At 36.2% G+C, this 25,769-nt stretch carries 19 protein-coding genes, 1 other RNA gene and 1 pseudogene; 13 read left to right on the top strand and 8 right to left on the bottom strand.

Annotated features, from left to right (window positions below):
- The first annotated feature begins 149 nt into the window (after positions 1–149).
- The 5 genes and pseudogenes from ASU03_RS13010 to ASU03_RS12990 all read left to right on the top strand — a co-directional run bounded on the left by ASU03_RS13010 (position 150) and on the right by ASU03_RS12990 (position 7,621).
- Positions 150–959, top strand: a complete 810-nt coding sequence (locus ASU03_RS13010; protein WP_157465895.1) for a hypothetical protein — start codon at positions 150–152, stop codon at positions 957–959.
- Between the two features lie 21 nt (positions 960–980).
- Positions 981–4,487, top strand: a complete 3,507-nt coding sequence (locus tag ASU03_RS13005) for a carboxypeptidase regulatory-like domain-containing protein (protein WP_057832183.1) — start codon at positions 981–983, stop codon at positions 4,485–4,487.
- A gap of 55 nt (positions 4,488–4,542) precedes the next feature.
- Positions 4,543–5,019 carry a hypothetical protein gene (locus ASU03_RS13000; RefSeq protein WP_057832182.1) on the top strand — a complete coding sequence of 159 codons (477 nt, stop codon included), beginning with the start codon at positions 4,543–4,545 and terminating at the stop codon, positions 5,017–5,019.
- A gap of 166 nt (positions 5,020–5,185) precedes the next feature.
- Complete coding sequence (locus ASU03_RS12995; protein ID WP_057832181.1) at positions 5,186–6,271, top strand: hypothetical protein; 1,086 nt, start codon at positions 5,186–5,188, stop codon at positions 6,269–6,271.
- A gap of 366 nt (positions 6,272–6,637) precedes the next feature.
- Positions 6,638–7,621 (top strand): annotated as a pseudogene (locus tag ASU03_RS12990) (transposase).
- Between the two features lie 278 nt (positions 7,622–7,899).
- Here the strand turns inward: ASU03_RS12990 and ASU03_RS12985 are convergent.
- Complete coding sequence (locus ASU03_RS12985; RefSeq protein WP_057832180.1) at positions 7,900–8,592, bottom strand: VC0807 family protein; 693 nt, start codon at positions 8,590–8,592, stop codon at positions 7,900–7,902.
- 224 nt (positions 8,593–8,816) lie between these two features.
- Entirely contained in the window at positions 8,817–10,916 is a 2,100-nt protein-coding gene (locus ASU03_RS12980) for a spermidine synthase (protein ID WP_057832179.1), read from the bottom strand.
- 602 nt (positions 10,917–11,518) lie between these two features.
- On the opposite strand from ASU03_RS12980, the gene ASU03_RS12975 reads away from it, so the two are divergent.
- Entirely contained in the window at positions 11,519–12,523 is a 1,005-nt protein-coding gene (locus ASU03_RS12975; RefSeq protein WP_057832178.1) for a sel1 repeat family protein, read from the top strand.
- Positions 12,524–12,862: 339 nt separating this feature from the next.
- Positions 12,863–13,216 (top strand): hypothetical protein, encoded by a 354-nt coding sequence (locus ASU03_RS12970; protein ID WP_057832177.1) that lies wholly within the window; start codon positions 12,863–12,865, stop codon positions 13,214–13,216.
- Positions 13,217–13,504: 288 nt separating this feature from the next.
- Here the strand turns inward: ASU03_RS12970 and ssrA are convergent.
- Both ssrA and smpB read right to left on the bottom strand, forming a co-directional pair.
- Positions 13,505–13,855, bottom strand: a transfer-messenger RNA (tmRNA) gene (gene ssrA / locus ASU03_RS19995).
- A gap of 149 nt (positions 13,856–14,004) precedes the next feature.
- Positions 14,005–14,496 (bottom strand): SsrA-binding protein SmpB, encoded by a 492-nt coding sequence (gene smpB, locus ASU03_RS12965; RefSeq protein ID WP_057832277.1) that lies wholly within the window; start codon positions 14,494–14,496, stop codon positions 14,005–14,007.
- A 185-nt stretch (positions 14,497–14,681) separates the two neighbouring features.
- On the opposite strand from smpB, the gene ASU03_RS12960 reads away from it, so the two are divergent.
- Together ASU03_RS12960 and ASU03_RS12955 are read left to right on the top strand one after the other, a co-directional pair.
- Positions 14,682–15,122 (top strand): type II toxin-antitoxin system RatA family toxin, encoded by a 441-nt coding sequence (locus ASU03_RS12960; protein ID WP_057832176.1) that lies wholly within the window; start codon positions 14,682–14,684, stop codon positions 15,120–15,122.
- 2 nt (positions 15,123–15,124) lie between these two features.
- On the top strand, positions 15,125–15,520 hold the full coding sequence (locus ASU03_RS12955; RefSeq protein WP_057832175.1) for an RnfH family protein: 396 nt from the start codon (positions 15,125–15,127) through the stop codon (positions 15,518–15,520).
- Positions 15,521–15,682: 162 nt separating this feature from the next.
- Here ASU03_RS12955 and ASU03_RS12950 read toward each other — a convergent pair whose 3' ends face one another.
- The 3 genes from ASU03_RS12950 to nadK form a co-directional block, all read right to left on the bottom strand.
- A complete protein-coding gene (locus tag ASU03_RS12950) occupies positions 15,683–16,150 on the bottom strand; it encodes an outer membrane protein assembly factor BamE (RefSeq protein WP_057832174.1) in 468 nt (155 codons plus the stop codon).
- A 193-nt stretch (positions 16,151–16,343) separates the two neighbouring features.
- Positions 16,344–18,029, bottom strand: coding sequence for a DNA repair protein RecN (recN, locus tag ASU03_RS12945; protein WP_057832173.1), 1,686 nt, complete (start codon positions 18,027–18,029; stop codon positions 16,344–16,346).
- A 135-nt stretch (positions 18,030–18,164) separates the two neighbouring features.
- Complete coding sequence (nadK, locus tag ASU03_RS12940; RefSeq protein WP_057832172.1) at positions 18,165–19,046, bottom strand: NAD(+) kinase; 882 nt, start codon at positions 19,044–19,046, stop codon at positions 18,165–18,167.
- A gap of 157 nt (positions 19,047–19,203) precedes the next feature.
- Here nadK and grpE point away from each other — a divergent pair, with 157 nt between their 5' ends.
- The 3 genes from grpE to dnaJ all read left to right on the top strand — a co-directional run bounded on the left by grpE (position 19,204) and on the right by dnaJ (position 23,548).
- Complete coding sequence (gene grpE / locus ASU03_RS12935) at positions 19,204–19,857, top strand: nucleotide exchange factor GrpE (RefSeq protein WP_057832171.1); 654 nt, start codon at positions 19,204–19,206, stop codon at positions 19,855–19,857.
- 332 nt (positions 19,858–20,189) lie between these two features.
- Positions 20,190–22,112 (top strand): molecular chaperone DnaK, encoded by a 1,923-nt coding sequence (gene dnaK / locus ASU03_RS12930; RefSeq protein WP_057832170.1) that lies wholly within the window; start codon positions 20,190–20,192, stop codon positions 22,110–22,112.
- 314 nt (positions 22,113–22,426) lie between these two features.
- Complete coding sequence (dnaJ, locus tag ASU03_RS12925; RefSeq protein WP_057832169.1) at positions 22,427–23,548, top strand: molecular chaperone DnaJ; 1,122 nt, start codon at positions 22,427–22,429, stop codon at positions 23,546–23,548.
- Positions 23,549–23,802: 254 nt separating this feature from the next.
- On the opposite strand, the gene ASU03_RS12920 is transcribed toward dnaJ, so the two are convergent.
- Positions 23,803–24,270, bottom strand: coding sequence for an Lrp/AsnC family transcriptional regulator (locus ASU03_RS12920; protein ID WP_057181777.1), 468 nt, complete (start codon positions 24,268–24,270; stop codon positions 23,803–23,805).
- Between the two features lie 283 nt (positions 24,271–24,553).
- On the opposite strand from ASU03_RS12920, the gene nhaA reads away from it, so the two are divergent.
- Complete coding sequence (gene nhaA, locus ASU03_RS12915) at positions 24,554–25,723, top strand: Na+/H+ antiporter NhaA (protein ID WP_057832168.1); 1,170 nt, start codon at positions 24,554–24,556, stop codon at positions 25,721–25,723.
- Positions 25,724–25,769: the final 46 nt, after the last annotated feature.

Here is a 25,769-nt window from a genome sequence, read left to right as displayed (position 1 = left end):
CTTCCTTAATAATAACCTAAATACATAAACCCCTCTCAACTTTAAACTATTGGCATAATTTAAGCATAACAATAAGTATAATAATAAATTGACAAAAAAATGTCAGTTGTTTATTTTTAGTATTTTAAAAAACTATGCGAGATTATATTATGCACTATGCAACTAAAACCAAGATTACATCCTCACTATTAAGCATTTTTTGCTGTCTTTATTATATTTCTTTTCCAAATATTGCTCATGCAAAAGTAGATGTACACTATTCAAAATATCGTTTTGTTTTTGATGATAAGCACAGAAAAGATTCATTAACCATCCGTAATACAGGTAACAGTAATGTAAGCTGTAGCATATCTTTAGCTCACTTCATTATGAATGAGCTAGGACCTCAAAAAATAGCAAAGAATGCGACCGAAGTACCCAATTCTGCAAAAAACTTAATTCGTTTTTCTCCTCGGAAGGTAAACATTACTGCAGGTCAAAACCAAACAGTACGTATTAGCTCAAGACGTAAACCTAACATTGAAGACAAAGAATACCTTAGTTACCTTAAATTAAGCTGCCAAGAAATTGAGTTAAACAACAAGGAACAAGTAGGACAAGTAGTTATAAAACCGAAATTCATTCATTATATGCCTATACAAATAAGAGTCGGTAACTTAAGTGCCTCAATGAGTTTTGAGAACATTAAGGTGATTGAAAAGCAAGGAATGACCATGATCTCATTCGACCAAATAAAAACAGGAAATCGCTCACTTGTTGGTACAATAAAAATTAAGGAACGGGATTCCGACCGAGTACTAGGGCAGATAAATAATTCAGTGATTTATGCTGATTTTAATAAAAAACATCACAAGATTAATATCCTGAAAAATAAAGGATCAAAAGTACAACTTGAAATAGTTTTCACTGAAGATAAGAACACTTGGGGCTCTGTAACGGCTCAAGCCAATATAATATAATATTGACTAACAGGTTATAATATGATGATTTTAATTTATAAAAGGTTGCTACGTTGTTGTTTACCCTTCTATAGGTTAATAGCATTAATAGCATTAATAGCATCAACTCAAACACAGGCTTTAACGTACCAAAAAGTTGAAGTTCTGGATGAACAATTCTTATTACTCGATGTAAATTATAAAAAACTCCGCTTATTAGAGTCTGTTACTGCATATAAAGTAGATGAGCAAGTTTTACTACCTATCAGTTCAATTTTCAGTATATTAGAATTGGATTATAATGTTTCAACAATCGATAGTGTAGTTACGCTAACAATCGATAATAAAACAACCACAATTTATTTGTTACAACAAATTGAAAATGGTTATATTTCTTCAAATAAACATCACAAAAAACAAGATGTTTATTGGGCAAAAGATGAAGGTGAATTATTTGTTAGCCACTGGTTAATTGAGGCTTTGACAGATTCTGAACTGTTACTCAATATGAGCCGTTTAACGATAGAAATAATCCAAAACAAAACTTTATTTCCTTTAGAAAAGCGTTTAGCGCGAGAAGAACGTAGAAAAGATACATTGCAACAAAACAATATAAAAAATAATTCTGAAACAAATGTTGTTTTTGGTGATGAGTATATTTTAGATACCTATCAATTATTTAGTTCACCATCAGCATATATCAATTTAAATTTATTGTCTTCAGAAGCCATAAATAGTGATATTGAAACTCGATCTAGAGCTTCATTACAAAGTAATTTTGATTTTTTATATCATTATGTTCAATTAACCATTAACAAAAAAATTGACAATAACATCGCGAGTAATTTAACGTTTACCCGCCATCAAGCATCACCCTATGAAAGTTTTCCTTTAGGTATAAAACAGTATTCCTTCGGGGATGTTTTCGCTAAATCCAATAATATTTCTTTAGGAAATCAGGCAGGCGTTGGCATCACCGTATCAAAACGCCCCTTAAATCATAGCCGAAACTTTGGCAAATACACCATTGAAGATATGGCTCCTCCAGGGTGGGACATAGAACTATATCGTGGAGGAGTATTACTACAAACAGCAACAGTGCCTGACGATGGTCGGTATGTTTTTGAAGATATAAAAACGCTATATGGTGTGAATAAATTTCAAATAAAGATCTATGGCCCATATGGTGAAGAAATTATTCATCATAAAATCATCCAGATTGATTCGACTCAATTAAAAAAACAACAATATGGGTTTGACGGCTATATTCTCGATGCAGGTAATAAGCTCTTGAATACAAATGGTCAAAATACAAGCACGTTTAAACCAGATACCTTCGGGTTTTCATACGATTATGGTCTTAATGATGATTTCACTCTGGGTTTTAATTTAAGCCAAACAGAAAAAGAAAGTAATGAGATACAAATTATTGGCGCAGAATTAACCAGAAGCATACCGGGGGCATTATTTAACGTGAGTTTAGCTCACCAATTAGAGGCAGGGTATGCTAGCCATTTATCTGTCATTGGCCAGCTTGGAAATGGTTATACTTATCAAATATATTATTCAAAAAACCGTGATTTTCAAACTAAAAATACAGGTATTAATCAAGAATCTATTGAGGTGTCATTAAGTGCTAACATATTCGATATTTACAGCGCTAACCAAGTGTCTTTTAAAACGAATGAACAAACCGATACTTTAGACTTTACTAATCGCCTGTCTAAAAATTTAGGGTTAATTAATCTAACGCATTATCTCAATTATCGTAAAGAGTCACCAAATAAACTAAATACTCCATCAACATCATTTTTTACAGGGAACATTAATATTGCCGGTAGATTAAGTCCTACTATAAGAATCGCTGGTGGTTTAATTTATAACCTTAAAAAAAATGCAGAAATAAATTCACTTTACTTCAATAATCACTGGTCTTTATCTGATCAAATCAGCTTACACAACAGAGTAGAATATCTTCCTCAAAGTAAGACTCACTGGCGTTTAGAGAACTCATTAGTATGGCATACCTCTAAAGCCTTTTTTAACTCTTCATTTTCATATGATGCTCTAAATCAATGGTCTGTTGGCTTAGGCGTTAGCTTTTCAGTCGGTTTCGATAATAACAATAATGACTGGATAATAAGTAATAAAAACATAGGGAATTCAGGTACATTAGATATTAATAGTTACTTAGACCTAAATAATAACCAGCGACTCGATGCAGGAGATGTAGCTTTACCGAATGTAAGTTATACACCCTCCGCTGAATGGCAAGATATACGTTCAAATGCACACGGTAAAGCGACACTACCATTTGTTAATACTTTTGCCCCGACAAGATTTCGAGCAAGTTGGAATGATGGTGTTTATCCTTCAACCAATAGCTATACTGTTTTCACGCATCCCGGTAGCCATATTACCGCTGAAATACCTTTTGTGGTAACAACTACGGTGACAGGCTTTGTTTTATTTAATGATATTAACGGCAAACCTTTTACTGGCGCAAAAGTACAAATAAAAAATAACAACAACTTGATTGATGAAGTTACCACGGATGAAGATGGTTTTTTTGAGTTTGAAGAGCTAGATCCAAATGCTTATACAATCAATATAAAGGATAAAGCCCTTTCATCACGTAACTTAAAAAGTGACCCTGAAAGTTTAGCTTTTACGACGCCACCTGCGGGCGGGTATTTTGAATTAGGCATTATTACTGCTGTCCCATTAGGTCAAGAGAACATTTCAACAATACGAACTGTACTTCCTACTTCTGATAATTATGAGGCTATTTTGGAAGTTGAACAATTATTAAATATTAAGACTTTAGAAAAAGTTACGGTCATAAAAAATAAAATATTATCACCATTGCGTACAACAAAAGTTCTAGAAGAAAATATACAACCGCAACGTAATTTAAAGTTTTTATCCCAAGGAGCTGAGCAAACACTTAAAACGACGAGGTCACTAAAAAACTTAACTGCCAAATTAGAAAATAAAAAGATAAAGGCCACACAGTGGATTGTTCAAGTCTCAGCGTTAAGTACGAAAGATTTACCTGATGATTTTATAGTAAAAATGCAATCTGCTAATGTGAAAACAACGAGCTACTTTGATGCCAACATAAATATGTATCGAATAATTGCAGGCCAATTTGATTCAAAAGAACAAGCTCAACTATATTCTGATAAATTACAATTAAAAGGGATTCATACTTTAGTAAAATATTTGAGTATATCAAAGGATATAAATAAGTTAAAAGCTATGGATAAAATAGCATTAAACGGTTTTACCATCCAATTAATAGCTGCCGATAATAAAAGTACAATCGATGCGATAATGAGTGATATATCAACAAAACAGAATCACGACAAAGTTGATAAAAATGAGTTTTATCAACTGACGCAAGAAACACAAAATACTGTACGCTATTTATTATTAAAAGGTCATTATTCTACTCGAATTCAAGCTGAAAATGCGGTTCAGTTGTTAATTGAACCATGGAAAAGTAACACCTGGATACGTAAAACTGAAGATTTACGTACAAAATAAATCTATAACATTATGTGAAAATCTTGATGTATTAACAATTAACAAGGAACCACTAATGAGCAAGTTAAAGTACTTTTTTTTCATTGTATTCTATTCATCTGCCATTTACGCAGAACCCTATATAGTACAAGTGTCTACCACTTCTTTCGGCTCTGAAATAGCCATAAGTACAGGCTCTTGTAATTTAACCTTTGACACCAGTACTTTGACAAACACTTCAGGAGTTATTTGTACTGGAACTATGGGCAGCAGAGGACACTATAAAGTGTACGCGACCCCGAGTACTACTGTACGTATTGTAGTACGCCCCCATAATGATAGTGGCGACGGTGTAGTCTTCTCTCCTGACGGAGTCGTTTTTAGTGACTCTACCGCTGAAATAGCATTTGTAGAATACACCACTATCAATATAGATAGTGGAGTATCAGGCATTGTTGAAATTTATGTTGGTGGTGTATTGTCCCTTTTGAGTAAACAATTTCCCAATATGACAGTCAACTTTACTTATGAAATTGACTTTAGTGAAATATAGTCCAAATGAATCATAAAATAAAAAACTTATTATGCCTTTGCCTTTCAAGGTAATCACTTAGGCAGCGTTAGCCGTGAACATATTAATAAGTATTGATAAAAATCCGGTTGAAACTGGCTTGTTTTTTGCTTAACTATAAACAGTGAATTAATATAAAGTATTACTTATGACAATGAACAAACTACCCTCTACCTTTATTCTTATTACAGCTTTTATTTGCTGTTTATTATTAAGTGGTTGCTCAAATACAGTCCCATTAGAACAACTAGAAAACAAACAACTGTTACAGTCTTTATATCAAGTAAACCAGAAAAAGTGGTTAGTTGCTTCTTCTAGAGAAAATGACCTATTTAAACGTTATAATTTAAAAGTTCTTGCTTCAATCGAATGGAAAAAACGTTCAGATGCTCAGACCTACTCTTTTAAAAACATCACACTAGTAGGTGATGATGATAAATACACAATCAACCTACTCAATCCTGAATTTAGCCAAACAATGGCTTGTGGCTGGTATTGTGAATATCTTGATCAACCTATCACACAGGCTATGACATTACGTTATACAATGTTAGATAAAATATATGAAAAAGAAAAACAACAGCTTCATAACTTTTATAGCAGTATTAATAGATTAAATAACAATCTAGCAAAACTCCCTGAAGATAAATTAATACTATTACCTAATATAATAAAGGAACTTAAAAATAAGCCAGAAGTCTTTGATTCTTTGGCTGATTTAATGGGCTTTTTAAATAACTACTTTGATGAAGTAGACTTTAAAAACATTTCATTAGGAAAAGATATAATTAGTACGCGAGAGATAATTGTAAATAATGCTATGTTGGATCCGGAGTATGATTTACAACATCGCTTTAGCGAACCACAGACATTGCAGCAATTACTTGGTATACCACCATTAGAGCCTAGGCCAGTAGAAATCAGTAACGATATAAAAATTTCAGTTGAATCTAGATGGTTAATACAGCAAAAACTCCCTATATATAACGATCAATTCGTCTGTAGTTATAAAGAAAATTATTTTGGATATATCACTAACATTGAGCAGAATAAAATTACTGTTGCATTAAAAGGACAAGTTAAAGAGTTTCTCGATGGCTTATTATTAAATATGGAAAATGGTTTACTTTTTAACAAAAATCAAGATATTTCATTTATTACACTAGAAAAAAATAAAATATTTAACAAAACAGGACTTGCTCCTTGCTCATTACTTGGATTTGAAGAAGTATAAGATGACAAAAGTGGCAGATATGACAATTTAAAATTATTTTACACAGGTTGATTCAGTACTTTAAGTTAATTAATTTTTGAAAGCTAAAGGCTTACTGTTTCAAATTATTAATATTGAAAAGCAAGAAAAACGTGCTTATATTTTTATTATGTCAAATATTATTACGTGTGAATCATTGAGAGGAATTAAAAAAAACAATAGACCAATCCATTGCTATTTTTCCTAATAGTGCTAAATTTTGGTTCTACCTTGGCAAGTTGATGTTACTGCAAAAATGGAAATGTAGAAGACACCCACTCAAATGGAAAAAATGATTGGTATCAAATGTGACCAAATAACCATCAATTAATATCTTTGAGAGTTATTATGGCGACGGTAAGAAAACAACAAATAAGCTTAGTTGATACACCTTATTATGATTGTGTTTCTCGTTGTGTTCGCCGAGCATATCTATGTGGTGAAGATAAATTTACCGGACAAAGTTATGAACATAGACGTGCTTGGCTCGCCGATAAATTACAGGTATTAAGTGACGTTTTTGCGATTGGTGTCTGTGCTTATGCCTTGTCTATTTGAGAGGGAGTAATCACACCCATTTGGTGTTTTATTGATGAGCAGCAAGCTAAGTCATGGTCAATGCATGAAGTGATAAGCCGTTGGCATCAGCTATTTAAAGGAACCTTGCTAACGCAACAATATTTACGCGGTGAGCCACTTATTGACACCTTACAACAGGTCGTCGAACAAACCGCCAAGGTTTATCGTCAGCGATTGATGGATATCAGTTGGTTTATGCGTATCTTAAATGAAACTATCGCTAAACAAGCCAATCGAGAAGATGGCTGCACTGGACGATTTTGGGAAGGGCGTTTTAAATCTCCAGCCTTGCTTGATGACGCCGCATTAATAGCTTGTATGGCTTATGTCGATTTAAACCCCATTAGAGCTAAGGTAGCTAAAACCCCAGAAACATCGAACTACACCAGTATTTAACGACGGATAAAAGCCGCAATTAAAGGGCAACAAGCCCAACAACTACTGCACTTTATCGGCAATCCAAGAAAGAACATGCCTATAGGTTTAGCGTTTGCATTAAATGACTATATCCAATTGCTTGATTGAACCGGCCGTTGTATTCGAGCCGATAAACATGGTTATATAGACAAAGCCCAACCTGAAATATTAAGCCGCTTAGGCATTAGTACCCAAAACTGGTTAGTATTAACCACCCAGTTTAGACAATGTTTTCATGGCGCTGTGGGTAGAACGCAAGCACTTACGGATTTTTGCGAACATCAACACTTAAAAAAACGAGCAACGGTGTCAATTTGCCAAAAGTTGCTGGCTTAATTAACATGCTCCTTCTAAATAAATTACTCACTTAAGGCTAGTTGTGCCTTAAATTGGGTGAAACCTCTATTTTGCTAAATTAATTTGAATACCCTCTTCGTCACCATAATACTCAAAGTAAAACTCGGCCCAATGTAAATCAATAACGATGATTTATTGAACTTATGTATTAATTATTTTGAGTGGGTGTCTGGTATTTTCTTGGTGTTTTCCTGAAGAAGCAGTCCTTTGCAAATGTAGCTATTATTTTCCCTTATAAATTATTTACTGCCACTGATTTATTGTTCTACCAATAAATCAGTAAATTTATAACCCGTTAAATTATTTATTACCTTGGTAACATAAAACATAAGGCCACCAAGCATTATCATTGAGGGTATGGCAATGATTGGATAACTCATTAAGGTCATATAACCAAGTTCTTCATTAAAAGAAACTGTCCCTGCAGGACTCGTTACAAGCCACGTTGCTAACAAATAATTCATTACGGCTGAAAAGACAAACGTTAATGCCAACAACTTATTAGCAAAGCCTATTTTAGCTTTAAATGCCTCAGTATTCCCTGATGCACAAAGTTTTTCATATATCAGTTCGACCTTAAACATTGACTCATTCAATAATAATTTTGCGATTAAAGGTTTACCATACACACCAGAGAACACGACAAACACAGCGATTAACGCCGGTATAGAGGCTTCTTTTATTGCGAGCCAATGGACACTTAACTCAAACAGCGCAATCCCACCGGTTAATAGGGTACTTAAAAAGCCAAAGACAGATATTAGGTTCATTTTTTTTGTTCTAAGGTAATCATAAATGGCATACCCAAGAGGGAATGCTAAGGCTATGATTAATCCTGCCACTACCCCAAAATACTCAGGACTGGAAAACTTCATTAGCACCCAAGAAGGTAAGGCTACGTTAAAGATAATTTCCACGAAGGGTTTGTTTTTCGGTTTTTCCGTTGTCATATTTTATTACCTGGATATTAATTTATTTTATTTTATTGGTTATCTATAGCCATAATCATTCAAACTGATCGTGTTTATAAGCCTAAAAAGTTTCATCTACTGCGTTGCTCACCTGGAGGTGAGAACTTAGGTTTTGTCTGGAACAATAAAGCTGTGTAGTTCAAATCCTTAGCCATGCTAAAATTCAAGCATGTCCAATGGTCATGGGTATATAAAGAGAGTAATTATTTCAGCACCGACAATAAATTACTGTAATCATCCGTCCAAACTAATGGTTTTTTGGTACTGTGAGGCCAGTTACTAGCGTAACGCCTGACAATAGCATTATTGATGAATGCAGCATTATTGGTTAATAATACCCACTCAGCCTCATTATTATTTTTATCTCTTGTTGTTTTAAAGTATAACGCTTGTTTATTAAATGCGTCGGCAAGTCCAATAGTCAGCCGAGTTAAATCTAAATGACTATTGGAGATATGAATCGCTAAAATACCGTCAAATTTTAATTGCTGAAAATAAATAACTAAGGCTTCTTCCGTCAGTAAATGGGTCGGTATTGAATCACCCGAAAAAGCATCGATCACTAAAACATCAAAATTGTTGTTTTTTTCATTCGCCAATGAAACCCTACCATCGCCTAGTATTATTTCAATGTTAGCTTTTGATTTTGACAAATAGCTAAAATGCTTATTTGCCATTAACAGTACATCAGGATTTAATTCATAAAACCTATATTCATCACCAGCTTGACCATAAGCGGCCAGAGTACCCGCACCAAGACCAATAATACCGACCTTTAATGGCAAGGTTGCCCTTATCTGTTCTAACGCAATAGCCACGCCAGTATTTTGACGGTAATAGCTTCTTGGCGTAACATCATCACTAACATCCTTATTATTAAGATTAGTCACTAAATATTGAGTGCCATGTGAGGTACTGCCATCAATTAACCGACGTTCTATAATATTATTAATCTTTACATCTTTCACACTTAAAATACCATAAAAATTCCTGCTACTATCGATATTACTTTCGGCAAATAAATGATTAAGGTAACTAAAAAACACAAATAAAATCAACGCTGAAACTAGGCTTGCTCGTGCTAATAATTTTTCACGAAAGATAATTTTATGTCGATTAACGTCTTGGTCAGAAGTATGTTCATCAAGGTGATTGTTGACTTGGCAGCAAAAATAAAATAACAAATAAACCGCTAAAATAGCCAAAGGAAATTCTAAAAACTGAGTGAATAAATTTTGAGCAACAAAAGCAACAAAAACACTGCCTAAAAAACCACCTAAAGACATGTTTAAATAAAATAGGGTTAAGTGCTCTATCGATGGCTTCAGTCTTGCTAACTCTCCGTGACATAGCATGCAAGCAGAAAACAAGATCACGCAATAAATAACGACTTGAGAAATAATGTCGAATTGAGAGCCAATAAAAAACATAAAAACAGCAGTAAAAGAGCTAATTACAAATAAAACAAACCAATACCAGCGCACATACCAACGAGGACTATGAAAGCTAATAATAAAAGTAAGCAAATAAATACACAGAGGTAATATCCATAAAAAAGGCATTGGCGGGATATTTTGTGTCATGGCATTAGTCGTTGAAACTAACAATACCACGCCAGTGGCAGATAACATCAACCATAAGGCAATCACCGTTTTACTACATTTTTGAGCGTCGGTTTTAATCTTTGCGGCTAACATATTTGTTGCTAAGTGTGTTTGTTTAAACATGACTAACGCTAAACTGACAAACCCTAAAACAAAAATGGTATAACCAATTGACCAAATGAGTATTTGATTGCTCAGGGTAAATTGTGGTTCAAAAATAAAAGGGTAGCTCAACAAAGCTAGTAAGGAGGCAGTATTGGACAATGAATAAAGCTTATAAGGTAGCTTGGTACTATCTTTATAGGTCAACCACCTTTGCACTAAGGGCCCGGTTGATGATAATAAAAAATAGGGCAAGCCTATTGAAAGTATTAAAATAAAAACAATTTCAAATAATGGCGAGTCACCCATTAGTTTTGACAAATATGGCTTAAAATTGAAATTCAACGCCAGTGGTAAAAACACCAAACTTATCATCAATAAAGTTACGTGTACTATTACTTGGGTCTTTAACTTATTCAGTTTGGTCAGATAATGTGAATATAAATAGCCTAATAATAAAAAGCCTTGAAAAAACAACAAGCAGGCAGTCCATATTGCTGCCCCGCCGCCAAACAAAGGTAAAATCAACTTGGCAATTAATGGTTGAAGTTGAAATAATAAAAAAGCTCCAACAAAAATAACAAATAAATACAGCATTTTTCTAATGGTTTTCCTTGGTCAACAGGGGGTAATTAATCTGGCGAGCGAATATTAACTGATAGCTTAGCTTTTTGGTAGTGCTCTAGTTATCGATTTTCATCCACAATACTTGAGTAAACCATGATCTCGAAGCAAGCATACAGGGAAATATTTTAGAGTATAATTATATTAAAAAACTGCCTTGTTCGCAGCCTATTTTCTTCTAATGTAATTAATGAGTACCAGATGGGCATCAATAAAATACGTATTATTTCTTGTATATGAAAGCATAGACATAAAAACCACAATTAAGTGGTTTTTTAGTATTATAAACAAAGGCTTGCCTATGTTGTTGGCTGAAAGTTACTTGGTGTGAATAATGGATTAATAAATATAGCAGACATATATGTCTGCTGATTTCCCTTCTTAAAGCGGCTTCAATCTTTGCTAATAATACCTGCACTTTAATTTTATAATTAGGCTGTTCTAACAAAGATTTAATTCACCACTTCGTGCGTGATTTTTTTACATCTGGCTCTGTCTCTGATGATACAATCAATTTATATAGATAAAACCTAGCTAATCAATACTATTAGTTAGTAAATTACAAGGTTACTCCAATGGAATATAAACAAATTGAATTTAATAAGATCACTATTGATCACTTAACATGCCAGTCTTGTAGTTCTAAGCAGCATAGTGTTATTGGAAAACTGACTTATGCGTATTTTTATATAGAAAGTATTCCCTTTTTCCCAGTTAAAAAATCCATCAATATCGTCTGTGACCATTGTGATAGCTCTTTTGATGTCGACTCACTTTCATCGTCTGCTTATAAAATACTTAGGAAAAAACTATTCAAATCATATGCCTTGATCCCTATGTATACTGGCATTATTATGGTTTTACTGGCGTTGTCTTATTGGCAGTATGATAAATATCAGGCCAGTTTTCTCAGTAAAGAATATATTGAAAGCCCTAAAATTAATGATTTTTATTATATTGATCAAACGAGTATTAACGATAAAATAATACCCAATAAAAAGTATGTCTTGGGCAAGGTGGTCAGCCTTACTCCTAACACAGTTTCTTTGGTGTTTTCACGCTTTCTTTTTGAAAACGAGTCCTCTTTAGCAAGTGACATTCGAGGTGCCAAGGTCTTAAATGACAAGTATTTCAATAAAAAGCATCATGTATTTACCCGCGAGAAACTTATTAACCTTTATCAAAACGAGACGGTATTGTTGGTGCTACGTCCGAAAAACTCAAAGTTATTTGGCACCATAGTACTGACACCAAACCTCGGTGTTAATAGGAAGGTAGAAGGTTATCGTGAAAATAAAATCGGTTTATCTTTTATGTTACGTGCTGATATTAAAGTAAATTTAGAAGACGCTGAGAGATTTTTCTTGGAATCTGCCAATAAAGGATATGTTCAAGGCCAACTTAATTTAGCTCGTTTGTATCTTGACAGCAATAAAATAAACCAAGCATTAGAGTGGTCAAAAATAGCAGCATTAAAAGGCTATGATTTGGCAATAGAATTTCATACTAAACACTGTAGTGTTAGTGAAGATTGCGATGTAGCCGCCTTTAATGCAGAACTCATCGAAGTAGGATTTTAATTAACTGGGCAATAAAAAGTAACTTATTAGGCCATCTATAATAACTGTTGTCTGTTTAAATCAATAAACTAAGCTTATTTACCTTTGTTAAGTTTAGTGGTTATTATGCCTAAGTCTGAAATTAACGAGGACACTCACTGTTAATCATTATTCTAACATCAGCTGCTCGGACTATGATGACTAACTCTTTATTAACAGCAGTATCTGACTTTAGGTGTGTTCATATCAATAATAGTTTGTTATTTTAACGTAATATGTCATCAGATTGGCTTACTCGGTTATGGTCGAGCAAAGCCCTCTAATTCACAAAAAAAACAAATTAAATTGGGAGAATAAACAATGGTAAACATGTTAATTACCTATCAACTTAATGACGGTGAGGTTATTGAAATTAATCATCCAGAAGAGTTTGAGTTTAGAGATTTAGATGGAAACAGTTTAGGGAATGCTGAGGTAATCAAGCGTCATAATAATGATCTCATATTGGCTGAAGCCGCATTTGTGATCTCAGCCGAACATGAGAAAATTATTATACCAAGCGATGCTGCATTCATGGAATCAAAAGCAGGAGCAAAACAACCGTTTGACTTTAATGGTCTTGTAAAAGTCTGTGGATTTTCTTCGGTTAAATATAAATTTGATAAACAAGGTGATGAGAGCTCTGCTTGGGTGGTCGCTTATCCTCTGTACTAATTGGGGGCAGAGTAACGTTAAATGATTTGTCGTCGCCATCGCGACACGTCAAGCAAGGAAACAAACTCAAGCTAACTAGTAATGAAAAACTTATCAGATCACCTAGATAAATTATGGTGATTACTCATTATCATGGGTATCAATAAATATAAGTACCTTGTCGTTTATAACAAATTTCAGACATAAAAAAACCGCAATTAAGCGGTTTCCTTATCATAAACAATGACTTGTCTATGGCCAAATCTAAAAGTTACTAGGTATAACTAATGGATTAAAAAGGTCTTTATTTGGTGGAGCGGGGGGGAATCGAACCCCCGTCCAAAAAGCCTACATCCTCGGTACTACATGCTTAGTCGCTTATTTATTTAACCAATTGGACGCCAAGCGACAGGCTTCGTCATGGTGAGCTTAATACTATTTCGCGGTTCAGCCTTAAGCGTGCTTCCCTCGCTATCCTATTTAGGGTGACCATCGATCCTCTAACCAATAGGAGAGATTTCAAGGCGATGGCTAGCCTAAGCGGCTAGTGCGAACGTATCGTCGTTAGCAATTATAGTTTTTACGGCTTTTTACCAGGCAAACCGCCCCTGGGCATGCACCTTGGGTTTCATGAATCTTGTCGAATCCTAGATCCGCCCCAAAGTTTACTTTTCTACTTTTTTCTATTCTATTTTGCTAATACTATTTCTAATATTATCATAGACTCGATATGCCTATAATCTCATTATACAACGCTAAACATGAATAGACAACGTGGTAATTTTTAACCACTTATCTAAATAATCAATTTAACGGTCCAGATTTTTGTTCTTCATTAAACGTCCTTTATCAACAGCCCACTCTCTGTCTTTAATTTCAGCACGTTTATCGTGATCTTTCTTACCTTTACCTAAATAGAATTCTAGTTTTACCCAACATTGCTTCCAATACATGGCGGTGGCAATCAGAGAATAACCGTCACGTTCAACAGCGCCAATAAGTTTATCTAGTTCTCGTTGGTTAAGTAATAATTTTCTATCGCGGTTAGGATCACAGACAACATGACTAGAGGCCGCATTAAGGGGCATTATTTCAGCACCGAGTAAATAGGCTTCTCGGTTTTTTATATGGACGTAACAATCAGAAATGTTAACTTTACCACTTCTTATGCTTTTAACTTCCCAACCTTGCAAACTCATACCCGCTTCAAACTTATCGGTTAGGGTATAGTTGTGCCTAGCCTTTTTATTTAAAGCGATGGTATTGCTATTGGATTTATTTTTAGATTTCTTTTTAGCCATTTTTTGTTCCATTTTTCGTTGCCATAACAAGCAGCAAGCGCGGTGATTATACCGACATAAAGGCTTTTTTACATGGCAAATTAGTGTTTTTTAGAAAAATGACTAGATTAATGCGGTTTTAGCTGTGTTTTGTTATGATAGTGCCATTATTTTGTGAGCAATAGGTGAAAAAAGGTGGAGAGAGAATGCCAACCATAAGTCGTAGTGCGTTAGTTATGCACAGTGTTGAACAAATGTATCAGTTAATAAATGATATTGTCGCTTACCCTACTTTTTTACCTGATTGTAATGACAGTAAAATTATTGCTCAAGATGATGACACGGTAACTGCAGCCTTGCTTGTCTCCAAAGGGGGGTTAAGTAAGTGGTTCACGACTAAAAATACTATGATCTCTAATGAAAAAATAAAGCTATCTCTGGTTGATGGACCCTTTAAAAGTCTTGAAGGCTATTGGTTACTAACGCCCTTGTCTGATGACGCTTGTAAAATAAGCTTAGAGTTAGAATATGAGTTTTCAAATAAACTCGTTTCATTAGCCTTTGGTAAAATTTTTAGCCATTTTAGTAACAACTTGGTACAAGTGTTTACGCAACGAGCCAAAGAAATATACGGAGTTAATGGTTAATTATGACCGTTGATAGCACGGCGTTAAAAAATATTAATGATGTAATAGTCGTGGATAAAGTCACTATTGAAGTTGTTTATGGTGTTCCGCACAAGCAAAAAATATTAACTTTAGTGCTTGCGATGGGAACTACAGTAGAACAAGCCATTATCGAGTCAGGAATAATCGACTTGTTTCCTGATATAGATTTAAAGGTTAATAAAGTAGGTGTGTGGAATAGGGCGGTCAAGCTAGCGGATTTGATCAATGATCTCGATAGAATTGAAGTGTATCGTCCTCTTCTCGCTGACCCTAAAGATGTAAGGAAACGTCGGGCAGAAAAAGCCAAGCGAGAAGGTCGAGCAGATAAAACAACCGGTGGTCGGGTTAACCCACTACGAGTTGAGGCAAAGAAGTAGCGACTCAATTTCTGGCTATGTTCAGGCATAGCTTAAGGCAATAAAAAACGGCATAAAAGCCGTTTTTTTATGAGCTTTATTTATTGCTAAATAAGCTAAAGGATGAAAAAATTAAGGATACAGATTCAACTATCAAGTTAAAGCCAGTTAACTAAAGTGCTATTAATTTTTAATTGCTGCTTTGTTTTCACCAGGCTTATCTTCATCTTGCTTACCCTCAGTGACCACGTCACCTTGTTTGGCATTGAACTTGTTATTAGTGTCTGATTCTTCTTCTCCAGCAGGAGCATTGAACGGGGTATTAAACTTATCAGAAAGTTTAAAATCTCCAGAGGCAGAAACTAACTTGTCGTCGGAAAACTTAATGATAAACTGTTTTCTCAGATCGAATTTTTTACTACGGCCCGACTTTAACTTGTAGATATAGCTCCAGGTATCATTATCGAACGCGTCAACGACAACTGGGCTACCGAGAATAAATTTAACTTGTTCCTTGGTCATATCGACTTGTAATTTATCAATACTCTTTTGTTCAAGGTAATTTCCTTGTGGAACATCATAGCGATATACCCAACTAGAGCAGGAAGATAACGTGAGGGCTGTGATAATAATGGCAACACGAAAATACATAAAATTTATTTACCTTTAAGTAGCTCAAAAAAACAGGCTAAAAATGTGAGCAGGGATAATACCCAAGCCCAGCATGGATGCAAAGCTATTTATTGCATCCGTTTAAAAAACACTAGCTTGATTACTCGCTAGTGACAAGGAGAACACTTGTTAGTAGGCCAATGATAGCTATGTCGATAGCATGCAAGAGCTATTAGCCCGCTAATAGCTCTTGGGCATTTGCTAAACTGTGCTGAGATATTTTATCACCCGCTAACAAACGGGCAATTTCTTTGACCCGATTTTCTGCACTTAGTTCACTTACTCGAGTTTCTGTCAACTTACCATCGGTTATTTTACTAACAAAAAGTTGTTGGTGGCCTTTACAGGCAACCTGTGGCAAGTGGGTAACACAAATTACTTGGGTATTTTTAGAGAGTTGTTGTAGCTTTTTACCGACCATAGCGGCGGTCGGCCCGCTAATACCAACATCTACTTCATCAAAGATGAGTGTTGGGGTAATAACTTTATCGGCTAAAATAACCTGCATGGCTAGGCTGATACGTGACAACTCTCCCCCTGAAGCAACTTTGTGCATAGCCTCAAGTGCTTGACCTGGGTTAATACTGACTTTAAAACTGATAATATCAGCGCCATTACTATTGATGATTTCTTTGCCACTGTCGGCTTGCTTATTGCTTTCGACAGCAATATAGAATTGTCCATGGGGCATATTCAATTCTTGCATGCTTTTGCTGATGCGCTTACTAAGACTTTTGGCTGATTTTATTCTTGAACTTGATAATGCCTCTGCGCGGTCATAATAATGCTGCTTAGTTTGTTCTAACTCTTCAATAATGGCATTAATTCGCGTCTCATCACCAGATATTGATGCAAGTTGTTGTTTTAATTCGCTATGAAAGTTAACTAAATTTTCCGGTGAAAGTTGATGTTTCTTGGCTAATTGCAAAGCCGTGGAGTATCGTTCCTCGATGATGGCGTAACTTTGCGGATCTAATTCTAATTGTTGGTAATAGTGCGTTAAATCGTTATTTGCTTCATCTAATTGAATGAGGGTATTGTTTAGTATCGTGGCGACATCGTTTAATTGCGTATCAACACGCGCTATTGAGTTGATGTTTTCACTGCATTCTCTTAACGCGTCCAAAATATTAAAATTATCATTTTCAGAGAGCAGTTGTAATGAGCTTAGGGTTGTATCAAGTAAGTCTTGGGCATTACTGTGTCTTTTATAGTCTTGCTCTAATGTTGTAAACTCATCGGGCTGTAAAGAGAACTCATCGAGTTCAGTCACTTGATATTGAATGAGTTGCTGCTCAGCTTCCCGCTGCTGTTTACTTTGTTGCAGTGTTTCTAATTCTTTATTGAGTTTATGCCATTGCTGTGAATAATGTTTTACTTCACTCAGTAGTGTTGGATGATTAGCATAATTATCGAGTAAGCGGCACTGTTGGCTAGCTTTAACAATGAGTTGATGATCGTGTTGACCATGTATATTAATTAATAGTTGCCCAATCTCTTTTAACTGTACTAACGGCACTTGGCTGCCATTAATATAAGACCTTGACCGCCCTTCAGCCGATATAACACGACGAAGTATGCACTCACTGCCATGCTCTGACACCAGCTCATGCAGTTTTAACCAGGCTTTTGCCATTTTATTTTTATTGATGTCAAACGTTGCAGCTAAATCGGCTTTTTTGCAATTTGGCCTAACAACATTCGTTGTTGCTCTGTCGCCTAGACATAAACCCAGCGCACCAATGGCAATTGATTTACCCGCACCCGTTTCACCGGTAATTGTCGTCATACCCGCTTGCCAATCAATATCTAATGAACGGACAATGGCAAAATTTTGAATGTTAAGTTGCAGCAGCATAGTTAACCTTATAAGCATGAATAAAAAACCAGTACCTGTTAATTTATACAGTTATTGGTTTTTATTCAAGCTTATTTGTAACTATTTGCTTGTTTTTTGATAGGGTTATTCTTTTCTACCAGTCCAAAAGGCTGATTAATATAGCTTATTACCCCAGCTTAATTTATTTCGTAAAACGTTAAAATAGTTGTGATCAAGGGGGTGAATCAAACGAATACTGCATTCACTCTTTTTAATAATAACTTCATCGCCGGGCATTACCGATAAAATGACATGGCCATCGCAACTTACTTGTAAATTTTCATGGTTATCATTGGCAAGTATCAATTTGATTTCACTATTACCATCGACAACAATAGGGCGACTTGTTAGGGTATGAGGAAACATAGGCACCAGTGACAGTGCATTTAGATTAGGCGTTAAAATCGGTCCACCAGCAGACATAGAATAAGCGGTTGAGCCGGTAGGTGTTGAAACAATGAGGCCGTCAGAGCGCTGACTAAACATAAAAATCCCATCAATATAGACTTCAAATTCGATCATGCTAGCAACTTTCCCGGCATGAAGTACCGCTTCATTAACGGCACTATTAGAGCTTTTCAGTTTTCCATGGCGATATACTTCAGCTTCAATGATAAAGCGTTGTTCACTGCGAGACTTACCCGCTAATATTTGTGCTAAAGGTTCGATAAGTTCATTCGGTGAAAGATCGGTTAGAAAGCCTAAATTACCGCGGTTCACGCCAATAACACCAATGTCATAACAAGCTAGTACCCGTGCTGCGCCAAGCATATAACCATCACCACCGATAACAATTGCCAGATCAGCTTGCTCGCCAATGTCAGTCAACTTACCCGTTGTCATGTTTTTTATATCGAGTGATTGTGCTACAGAATGCTCAACAATCACTTGATAGTCATTCGCTAATAAATAATCATGCAAAGTTTTTATTGTGGCACTCGCGCCATCATGATTTGGTTTGCCAATAAGGCCAATAGTTGTATAGAGTTGAGCCATAAGGATAATTTACTTAGTTTGCTAGATATAGGGGCAGTTTCGCTGGATTTTATCCACTTGTAAAGTTCACTTTTTTATAAAATGTCTAAAATCACGCTTGAATCATTTTCCACAGCCCCCATAATGTCACCAATAGTTATAAAATTGAGGTTTTTCCATGACAACAAAGTCAACACCAACTAACGATGAGCAAGTAAGCAGCCCTGAGCAAGATATTAGCCCTGAGCAATTAGCAGATGAGATTGTAAAAGAAGCCGAAGAGCAGGTTGAAGAGCAACATGAACATGCTCATGAAGTGCTCAGCGAAGAGCAAGAAAAAATTAACGAGCTAGAGTTGGCGGTCGCTACTGCACAATCTACCGTTGCTGATCAAAAAGATTCGGTTATTCGTGCCAAAGCAGAAGTGGATAATATTCGCCGCCGTGCTGCTCAAGATGTTGAGAAAGCGCGTAAATTCGCCTTAGAAAAATTTGCTGGTGAGATGTTAGCAAGCGTTGATAATTTAGAACGTGCTTTACAAAGTATCGATAGAGAAGATGAAAGTAACAAAGATATTATCGAAGGTGTTGAATTAACTCTGCAAGGTTTAATTTCGTCATTAGAAAAATTTGGTGTTATTGCGGTTGATCCACAAGACCAACCTTTTAACCCAGAACTTCATCAAGCTATGTCTATGCAAGAAGCGCCGGATGTAGCACCAAACACAGTTATTGCCGTAATGCAAAAGGGCTATGAGTTAAATGGTCGTTTAATCCGTCCTGCTATGGTGATGGTCTCTAAAGCAGCACCTAGCGTAGACACTACTGCTTAGTAGCGGGTTCTCCTTGTTGCTGTAAAACTTAATTTATATATCAAGTGTACTCACTGACTAACGTCAGCTCCGTGCATTTTCTTTTAACTTGAGCCATACAGCTTAACGTTGAACACTACAGCTTAGTCGACTAAGGTACATTGTAGTTATAAAAGCCAGACATTTGTCTGGTTTTTTTATGTTGTTTTATAAAGAAAAAATAATATTTATTGTTTTATTTATTAGGAATAGTTGAAAAGCATTTTGCTGACCCCACTTACTATTCAACAAACAATTTAATTAATATTACTTTATCTTTTTCAGATAAAGACTAATGAATAGGAGCTCCCAAGATGGGCAAAATAATCGGTATTGACCTAGGAACAACTAACTCATGTGTTGCAGTTTTAGACGGCGACAGTGTACGTGTTATTGAAAATGCTGAAGGCGAGCGTACCACCCCTTCAATCATTGGTTATACAGCTGAAGGTGAAATTTTAGTAGGTCAACCTGCTAAACGTCAATCAGTGACTAACCCTGAAAATACTTTATATGCTATCAAGCGTTTAATTGGTCGTCGTTTTGAAGACGAAGAAACTCAACGTGATATTAAAATCATGCCATTTGGCATTGTTAAAGCTGACAACGGTGATGCTTGGGTTGAAGTAAAAGGCAACAAAATTGCGCCACCACAAGTATCTGCTGAAGTATTAAAGAAAATGAAAAAAACGGCAGAAGATTTTCTTGGTGAAACAGTCACTGAAGCGGTTATTACCGTTCCTGCTTATTTTAATGATTCACAACGTCAAGCAACTAAAGATGCGGGTCGTATCGCCGGTCTTGATGTTAAACGTATTATCAACGAGCCGACAGCCGCTGCTCTTGCTTATGGCATGGACAAACAAGAAGGCGATAAGGTTATTGCAGTATACGACTTAGGTGGCGGTACTTTCGATATTTCAATTATTGAAATTGATGAAATGGACGGCGAGCACACCTTTGAAGTATTAGCGACCAATGGTGATACTCACTTAGGTGGTGAAGATTTTGATAACCGTTTAATCAACTATCTTGTTGCTGAATTCAAGAAAGATCAAGGCATGGACTTAACGTCTGATCCATTAGCGATGCAACGTTTGAAAGAAGCGGCAGAAAAAGCGAAATGTGAGCTTTCTTCAGCACAACAAACGGATGTTAACTTACCTTACATCACTGCTGATGCCTCAGGTCCTAAGCACATGAACATCAAAGTAACGCGCGCTAAATTAGAGTCGTTAGTTGAAGACATGGTAAAAGCAACCTTAGAGCCATTAAGAAAGGCTCTTAAAGATGCCGACTTAACCGTAGATGACATCGATGATGTTATCATGGTAGGTGGTCAATCACGCATGCCTATGGTGCAAAAAGCGGTTACAGATTTCTTTGGTAAAGAGCCACGTAAAGACGTTAACCCAGATGAAGCAGTAGCGTGTGGTGCTGCGATTCAAGCGGGTGTTCTTTCTGGTGAAGTTACCGATGTATTACTTTTAGATGTTACGCCATTATCATTAGGTATTGAAACCGCCGGTGGAGTAATGACCAATGTTATTGATAGAAACACTACTATTCCTACTAAGCAATCACAAACGTTCTCAACGGCTGATGATAATCAATCAGCGGTAACGGTACATGTGTGTCAAGGTGAGCGTAAGCAAGCCTCAGCGAACAAGTCTTTAGGTCAATTTAACCTTGAAGGTATTCCAGCTGCACCACGTGGTCAACCGCAAATCGAAGTGACTTTTGATATTGATGCCGATGGTATTTTGCATGTAACGGCAAAAGATAAAAATACTGGTAAAGAGCAAAAAATTGTTATTAAAGCCTCTTCAGGTTTATCGGATGAAGAAGTAGAGCAAATGGTGCGTGACGCTGAAGCTAACGCAGATGCTGATGCTAAATTTGAAGAATTAGTACAAGTACGTAACCAAGCTGATGGTATGATTCACTCTACTCGCAAGCAAATTGAAGAAGCTGGTGATGAGTTACCAAGTGAAGATAAAGAGAAAATTGAAGCAGCATTGACTGAGCTTGAAGACGCGGTTAAAGGTGATGACAAAGAAGCGATTGATAGCAAAACTCAAGCGTTAATGGAAGCATCAGCTAAATTAGTGGAAATTACTCAAGCTAAGCAACAAGCACAAGCTGCTCCAGAAGGTGCTGAGCAAGCAACGGATGCTGCTGCACCTGCAGACGACGTTGTAGACGCTGAATTTGAAGAAGTTAAAGACGACAAATAATTAGTTTTTTATTCGCTTAGCTGTCGTTATATCGCTTAATTTCTGTGGCGAAGGTACTCACGTATAGTCATACGCTCTGTACCTTCTTGTTGAACTAAAGCGATATAGCTTAATCTTAGCGAGTAAAAGAGTTAAACTATGTCCTCTGTACTTGTATAGAAAAATAAAGCGTCGATATTTCTCGGCGCTTTTTGTGTGTTAGTAAGAGAAAAAAGTAATTTTTATTTGGTGCTGATTTTCTTGATTTTTTATCGAAAAATTTCGAAAAATGAAGAAAATTAGCCTCAATCAACTTGAAGTAAAGAAACAGATTTATGTCAAAACGTGATTATTATGAAACCTTAGGGGTTAGCCAAAGCGCCACTGAGAAAGAAGTCAAAAAAGCCTATAAAAAACTAGCCATGAAGTATCACCCAGACAGGACTCAAGGTGATAAGGCTAAAGAAGAAACCTTTAAAGAAGTTAAAGAGGCTTATGAGATCCTCAATGATGATCAAAAACGTGCTGCTTATGATCAATATGGTCATGCTGCTTTTGAGCAAGGTGGTGGCGGTGGTGGTGGCGGTGGTGGTTTTGGTCATGATTTCGGCGATGTTTTCGGTGATATCTTTGGCGGCGGTGGTCGTGGCCGTCAGCGCCAGCAACGTGGCTCAGACTTACGTTATAATGTAGATTTAACCCTTGAAGCGGCGGTTAAGGGTAAAAGCTTAGAAATTAAAGTACCTACCTTTGTCAGTTGTGAGCCGTGTGATGGCTCTGGTGCTAAAAGAGGCACTTCTGCTAGAACCTGTAGCACTTGTCATGGTCACGGCCAAGTACAGATGCGTCAGGGCTTATTTGCCGTACAGCAAACGTGTCCTACCTGTAGTGGTAAGGGCAAAGTTATTAGCGAAAAATGTACGTCATGTCGCGGTCAAGGTCGTGTTGAGAAAACTAAAACGTTATCCGTTAAAATTCCACCGGGTGTTGATACCGGTGATCGAATTCGTTTATCTGGTGAAGGTGAAGCCGGTGAACATGGTGCACCTGCTGGCGACTTATATGTGCAAGTTAATGTCCGTGACCACGAAATATTTGTTCGTGATGAAAACCACTTATATTGTGAAGTACCGATTAGTTTTGTTACCGCAGCCTTAGGTGGTGACATTGAAGTGCCAACATTAGGTGGAAAGGTTAAGCTGAAGATTCCTAAAGAAACACAAACAGGTAAAATGTTCCGCTTACGTGGTAAAGGTGTTAAGTCGGTACGCAGTACTTCTACCGGCGATTTAATGTGTAAAGTAGTATTGGAAACGCCCGTTAACTTATCCGCTGATCAAGCGGACCTATTACGTCAATTAGAAGAGAAAATGGCGAATAGTAGTAAAAAACATAGTCCAAAAGAAACTGGATTTTTTGATGGCGTTAAACGATTTTTTGATGACCTCAAAACCTAAAGTATTCGTTCATTGATAATATAAATCCCGCGTTATTAAATAATAGCGCGGGATTTTTTATGGCTTACTTTTAGTCACATTTAATACCAATTTCATTAAATTATTGTCCACTTGTGCTGGTTAAAATACTCCAAGGCGGCGTTGCTCTCAATCCCAATAGCCCGCTATTGCTCAATCGAGCGCCTTGCCCTGATTTATTTTCCCTACACACAACAAGATCACAAACTTAATGAAAATGGTATAATAGGCAATTGTTATTCGTCAAAATTGGGTAATATGCCACTGCGGCTATGCTCAAAAACCAGTGAGGTTTCTACCGTAGTTACTTCTTCGCGAGAAGTAATATTTTTGAAAACAAATTGACGTAAATGCTCACTATCTTTTACCGACATATGAATGTAGTAATCATAGCTACCACCCATATGGTATAAATTTAATATTTCAGGGTACATTAATAAATCATCGCGTAGGCTATTAACAATTTCTTCTGAATAGGGTTGCAAACGAATAGCGGCAATGGCCTCTATATTACCGCCAATAGTTTTTAAGTTAACATCGATAAATGCTCCCTTTATAACGCCACTTTGTTTTAAGCGCTTTACTCGCTCTAAACACGTTGAGGGCGCAATACCTATTTGGGCTGCAAGTTCTTTATTGGTAATATCTGCATCATCATAAAGTATGGTTAATACTTGTAAATCGATGCTATCAAGTTTTTTCATTAGTCACCTGTAAATTTAATAGCGCTACTTTAGCTAAATATTACACTTAATGGCGGTAGTGAGACTAGTGTAATATCGTAGTAATTTGAATTTTTGACGTTAAACGTTAAAGTATCCGAATTATTTTTATATTTCAGCCGATATTCTGCTGTTATAACGTGATAAAATTGTTACAAACTTTCACAATGTTAATGTTTGCTAGTACCTGCCATTGTGACATATTATGACATAATACTATGGATATCTTTTCCTCCTAAATAGCATAAGCAAAAAAAGGACAACTATGCCAATTTCTACCATTGATACATTTCTGAAAAAAGAATCTGCCAGCGGCATTATATTAATGTTCGCTGCCGTTTTTGCCATGATCTTAGCCAACTCTCCCTGGGCTCATTGGTATGCTTTATTACTTGATGTACCCGTTGTTGTTTCCGTAGGAAAACTTGAAATTGCTAAACCTTTATTACTTTGGATTAATGATGGTTTAATGGCGTTATTTTTCTTTCTTATCGGCTTGGAATTAAAACGTGAATTCTTAGAAGGGGGTTTATCACAGCCAGGACAAATTACTTTACCTGCCGTTGGCGCGTTAGGTGGTATGGCAATACCCGCATTATGTTATGTGGCATTGAACTATGATAACCCGAATGCGATAAATGGTTGGGCTATTCCAACTGCTACGGATATCGCTTTTGCTCTAGGTATTTTAGCGATTATTGGCTCGAAAGTACCATTACAGTTAAAAGTGTTTTTAACATCGTTGGCTATTTTTGATGATTTAGGTGCGATTGTGATCATTGCCCTGTTTTATACTGAGCAATTATCTATGTTGTCTTTAGTGATAGCAGCAGCGATGTTAACGCTTTTATTTACCCTGAATCGTTATAACATTACCAGTACATCGCCTTATATATTTATCGGCGTGATTTTGTGGATCGCCGTGTTAAAATCGGGCGTGCATGCAACCTTAGCGGGTGTTGCGTTAGCCTTTTTTATCCCAATGAAAGGTAAGGGTGATGAACCGTCACCCCTTAAATCGTTAGAGGAAAACTTACATACCACCATTGCTTTTGTGGTCTTGCCTATTTTTGCTTTTGCCAATGCGGGTATCAGTTTTGCAGGTGTTGGATTAGAGCAAATTACTTCCCCGGTACCACTGGGTATTATTTTAGGTTTAGTGGTTGGTAAGCAAATTGGTGTCTTTGGTTTTTGTTTTATTGCCATTAAATTAGGTTTTGCCAAATTACCAAGCAATGTTAACTGGAAGTTATTGTACGGTGTCTCGTTATTATGTGGTGTTGGTTTTACCATGAGCTTATTTATCGGTTCATTGGCCTTTGAGCAAAGCGCTAACTCGCCAATTTTCCAAGACAGATTAGGTATTGTCATCGGCTCACTTATTTCAGGCATCTTAGGTTACTTCGTTATTAAGAGCGCGGTGAAAAAGTTATAAAATCGCTAAGCAAGTCTGGTAAATAATTTAAAATGGCGATGGTATA

The organism is Colwellia sp. TT2012 (assembly GCF_001440345.1).
In the GTDB taxonomy this organism is placed as follows: Bacteria; Pseudomonadota; Gammaproteobacteria; order Enterobacterales; family Alteromonadaceae; genus Colwellia.
This window is presented reverse-complemented; position numbering and strand designations above follow the sequence as displayed.

Excerpts from the sequence above, each read along its gene's own strand:
- ASU03_RS12975 (WP_057832178.1), top strand. The coding sequence starts at position 11,519 with ATGGAATATAAACAAATTGAATTTAATAAGATCACTATTGATCACTTA.
- dnaK (WP_057832170.1), top strand. The coding sequence starts at position 20,190 with ATGGGCAAAATAATCGGTATTGACCTAGGAACAACTAACTCATGTGTT.
- ASU03_RS12955 (WP_057832175.1), top strand. The coding sequence starts at position 15,125 with ATGACCGTTGATAGCACGGCGTTAAAAAATATTAATGATGTAATAGTC.
- ASU03_RS12995 (WP_057832181.1), top strand. The coding sequence starts at position 5,186 with ATGACAATGAACAAACTACCCTCTACCTTTATTCTTATTACAGCTTTT.
- dnaJ (WP_057832169.1), top strand. The coding sequence starts at position 22,427 with ATGTCAAAACGTGATTATTATGAAACCTTAGGGGTTAGCCAAAGCGCC.
- ASU03_RS12960 (WP_057832176.1), top strand. The coding sequence starts at position 14,682 with ATGCCAACCATAAGTCGTAGTGCGTTAGTTATGCACAGTGTTGAACAA.
- smpB (WP_057832277.1), bottom strand. The coding sequence starts at position 14,496 with ATGGCTAAAAAGAAATCTAAAAATAAATCCAATAGCAATACCATCGCT.
- ASU03_RS12985 (WP_057832180.1), bottom strand. The coding sequence starts at position 8,592 with ATGACAACGGAAAAACCGAAAAACAAACCCTTCGTGGAAATTATCTTT.
- ASU03_RS13005 (WP_057832183.1), top strand. The coding sequence starts at position 981 with ATGATGATTTTAATTTATAAAAGGTTGCTACGTTGTTGTTTACCCTTC.
- ASU03_RS12970 (WP_057832177.1), top strand. The coding sequence starts at position 12,863 with ATGGTAAACATGTTAATTACCTATCAACTTAATGACGGTGAGGTTATT.
- ASU03_RS13010 (WP_157465895.1), top strand. The coding sequence starts at position 150 with ATGCACTATGCAACTAAAACCAAGATTACATCCTCACTATTAAGCATT.
- ASU03_RS12950 (WP_057832174.1), bottom strand. The coding sequence starts at position 16,150 with ATGTATTTTCGTGTTGCCATTATTATCACAGCCCTCACGTTATCTTCC.
- ASU03_RS12980 (WP_057832179.1), bottom strand. The coding sequence starts at position 10,916 with ATGCTGTATTTATTTGTTATTTTTGTTGGAGCTTTTTTATTATTTCAA.
- ASU03_RS13000 (WP_057832182.1), top strand. The coding sequence starts at position 4,543 with ATGAGCAAGTTAAAGTACTTTTTTTTCATTGTATTCTATTCATCTGCC.
- recN (WP_057832173.1), bottom strand. The coding sequence starts at position 18,029 with ATGCTGCTGCAACTTAACATTCAAAATTTTGCCATTGTCCGTTCATTA.
- ASU03_RS12920 (WP_057181777.1), bottom strand. The coding sequence starts at position 24,270 with ATGAAAAAACTTGATAGCATCGATTTACAAGTATTAACCATACTTTAT.
- nhaA (WP_057832168.1), top strand. The coding sequence starts at position 24,554 with ATGCCAATTTCTACCATTGATACATTTCTGAAAAAAGAATCTGCCAGC.
- grpE (WP_057832171.1), top strand. The coding sequence starts at position 19,204 with ATGACAACAAAGTCAACACCAACTAACGATGAGCAAGTAAGCAGCCCT.
- nadK (WP_057832172.1), bottom strand. The coding sequence starts at position 19,046 with ATGGCTCAACTCTATACAACTATTGGCCTTATTGGCAAACCAAATCAT.